This window comes from Pseudomonas sp. FG13, assembly GCF_057809755.1.
Genome location: NZ_JBMDKO010000099.1, coordinates 1 through 3,039 on the forward strand (window position 1 = coordinate 1; position 3,039 = coordinate 3,039).

General features: G+C 58.9%; 2 protein-coding genes and 1 pseudogene. 2 read left to right on the plus strand and 1 reads right to left on the minus strand.

Features of this window, described 5'->3' with window-relative positions:
* Positions 1-297 precede the first annotated feature (297 nt).
* A complete protein-coding gene (locus tag ACODTO_RS29450) occupies positions 298-1,617 on the plus strand; it encodes an MFS transporter (protein WP_139645160.1) in 1,320 nt (439 codons plus the stop codon).
* Between the two features lie 146 nt (positions 1,618-1,763).
* Here the strand turns inward: ACODTO_RS29450 and ACODTO_RS29455 are convergent, their stop codons facing one another.
* The gene (locus ACODTO_RS29455) at positions 1,764-2,519 is read right to left on the minus strand and encodes a COG4705 family protein (RefSeq protein ID WP_139645159.1); all 756 of its coding nucleotides are present in this window, start codon (positions 2,517-2,519) and stop codon (positions 1,764-1,766) included.
* Between the two features lie 342 nt (positions 2,520-2,861).
* Between ACODTO_RS29455 and ACODTO_RS29460 the strand changes: the two are divergent.
* Positions 2,862-3,039, plus strand: a pseudogene (locus tag ACODTO_RS29460) (heme utilization protein); the annotation flags it as partial.

Below are 3,039 nucleotides of genomic sequence, written 5' to 3' on the forward strand. Positions count from 1 at the left end.
CCACCGCTTTCGCGAGCAAGCCCGCTCCCACAAGAGATTGGGGCCGACCGCAGCCGTCTGAGCGTCCACTGAAGACCCAGTGTGGGAGCCGGGCTTGCCCGCGAAGAGGCCTGTCCAGGCACTGCCGAATCAGCGGATTCTCGCTCACCCTGCGTCCAGGATAGGCGGATTTCCGCTCACCCCATGAGCCAAACCCCTCTGGATCGGCCTTCCGCCATATGGCACAGCTCCTGCTATAGCCCTGTCAGGCTGCGTTCCTACGCGCTCCACAAAAACAATTAAACGAAGGATCCTTCAATGGATAACTCCAACACCCTGCCCCTCGGGTCGGCGGCCGTGCCCGCTCGTGAAAGAACCACCGCCAGCCGGATCAAATCGATCTTCAGCGGTTCGGTCGGCAACATGGTCGAGTGGTATGACTGGTACGTCTACGCCGCTTTCTCGTTGTACTTCGCCAAAGTCTTCTTCCCCAAGGGCGACACCACCGCCCAGTTGCTCAACACCGCCGCGATTTTCGCCGTGGGCTTCCTGATGCGTCCGATCGGCGGATGGTTGATGGGCCTCTATGCCGACCGCGCCGGTCGCAAGCGGGCGCTGATGGCCTCGGTCTACTTGATGTGCTTCGGCTCGCTGATCATCGCCCTGAGCCCCAGTTATGAAACCATCGGCGTCGGCGCCCCGATCCTGCTGGTCTTCGCCCGCTTGCTCCAGGGCCTGTCGGTGGGCGGCGAGTACGGCACGTCGGCGACCTACCTGAGCGAAATGGCGACCAAGGAACGTCGCGGCTTCTTCTCCAGCTTCCAGTACGTGACCCTGATCTCCGGCCAGCTCATCGCCCTCGGCGTGCTGATCGTGTTGCAGCAGTTCCTCACCAGCGACCAGCTGTACGCCTGGGGCTGGCGCATTCCGTTCGCCATCGGCGCCTTGTGTGCGATCGTGGCGCTGTACCTGCGTCGCGGCATGGAAGAAACCGAGTCGTTCACCAAGAAGGAGAAGGCCAAGGAAAGCGCCATGCGCACCTTGCTGCGTCACCCGAAGGAACTGATGACCGTGGTTGGCCTGACCATGGGCGGCACCCTGGCGTTCTATACCTACACCACCTACATGCAGAAATACCTGGTGAACACCGTCGGCATGAGCATTTCCGACTCCACCACGATTTCCGCCGCCACGCTGTTCCTGTTCATGTGCCTGCAACCGGTGATCGGTGGGCTGTCGGACAAGATCGGACGTCGGCCGATCCTGATTGCCTTCGGCATCCTGGGAACGCTGTGCACCGTGCCGATCCTCACCACCCTGCACACCATCCAGACCTGGTGGGGCGCGTTTTTCCTGATCATGGCTGCGCTGATCATCGTCAGCGGCTACACCTCGATCAACGCCGTGGTGAAAGCCGAGTTGTTTCCCACCGAAATCCGCGCCTTGGGTGTCGGCCTGCCGTATGCGCTGACCGTGTCGATCTTCGGCGGCACGGCTGAATACATCGCACTGTGGTTCAAGAGCATTGGCATGGAGACGGGCTACTACTGGTACGTGACGGCGTGCATCGCGGTCTCGTTGCTGGTGTACATCACCATGAAAGACACCCGCAAACACTCGCGGATCGTGACGGACTGATGTTTCAGCAGTCATTACAACAGTGACTGTAAGGGCCTCATCGCGAGCAGGCTCGCTCCCACATTTGATCGGCTGTGAGCAGAATTTTTTGCTCACTGAAGATCCTCTGTGGGAGCGAGCCTGCTCGCGATAGGGACAACTCGGTATCAACCCAACTCGGCAGCGCCCTGCTTGCCATAACGATTCTGCGCATACGCCGCCCCGGCGATCATTACCACCAGAATCCCCGCCAGCACCGCCGACGAACCGATGGTGCCGAAGTCCAGGCCGCCCTTTTCATGGGACTTGGTCATCAGGTCACCCAGGGTCGCTCCCAGGGGACGCGTCAGCACGAATGCAATCCAGAACAACACCACTGTCGAGATCCTGGTGAAGTACTTGAGCAGCACGACCAGGGCAATGGTCGATCCGATCAGCAACGCACCGCCACCAAACCCCAGGCCCGAATCATCCGCCAGGTAGTCGCCAAGGGCGGTGCCCAGGGTGTTGGAAAACAGGATCGCCATCCAATAGAACATCTCGCCACGGAAAGTCTGCACCTTGGTGACGTTGAGCGAATCGCCGCTCAGGCGCCAGGCCGCGAAGATCGCCAGCAGAATCGCAATCAGGATCATCGACCCGGTGGCGTAACCCAGTTCGAGGGTGCGATCCATGAAGTCGGACATGGTGGTGCCCGCGGTGCTGGTGGACAGAATCACGATCCAGTACAGCAGCGGCTTGTAGGTCTTGGCCATCAACTGCGTCACCAGCGTCAGGACGAACACGCTGATCAGGATCAGCGAGCTGAGGGCATAGCCGACATTGAGGGTCATCGACAGCAGGTCCCCTGCGGTTTCGCCCAGGGTCGTCGCGCAGATTTTCATGACCCAGAAGGCCAGGGTGATTTGAGGCAGTTTATTCATCGCAGGGAAAGCTCCAGTGTGAGGCGACCGGCCTTGATTACAGGCCCGGGGAAGACTGGCGTTGCGGCGGTGAAAAACAGGTCGGGAATACCTGAAAAATCTGTCACATCCCGTCCGACACGGAATTAATCGCCGATTAATGTTGGCCGGGCATCCTCATCTCACTTGAATCGATACGTTCACGCCCTGCTGCCAAGGTTTGTAAAGCCGTGGAATGCACAGGCCTTAGTATCGATTTAATCGATTATTTTTAGCATTATTTTGCGCTTTTTAATCAAATTTGCATGCGTAGAATTAAACCCATGCAAGACACCTCCTCTCAACGATTTTGGAGCTACGACGATGAAAACCAAACTGATCCTTGCCTTGACCCTGTCCGTACTGGCTGCCAACACCTTCGCCGCCGACGGTTTCGACCGTACCGGTTCAGCTATTGCCGCTGATGGTTACGATCGCACCGGCGCTGCCACCGTTGCTGCAGATGGCTTCGACCGTACCAACGGCGCCACTGTCGCTGAAG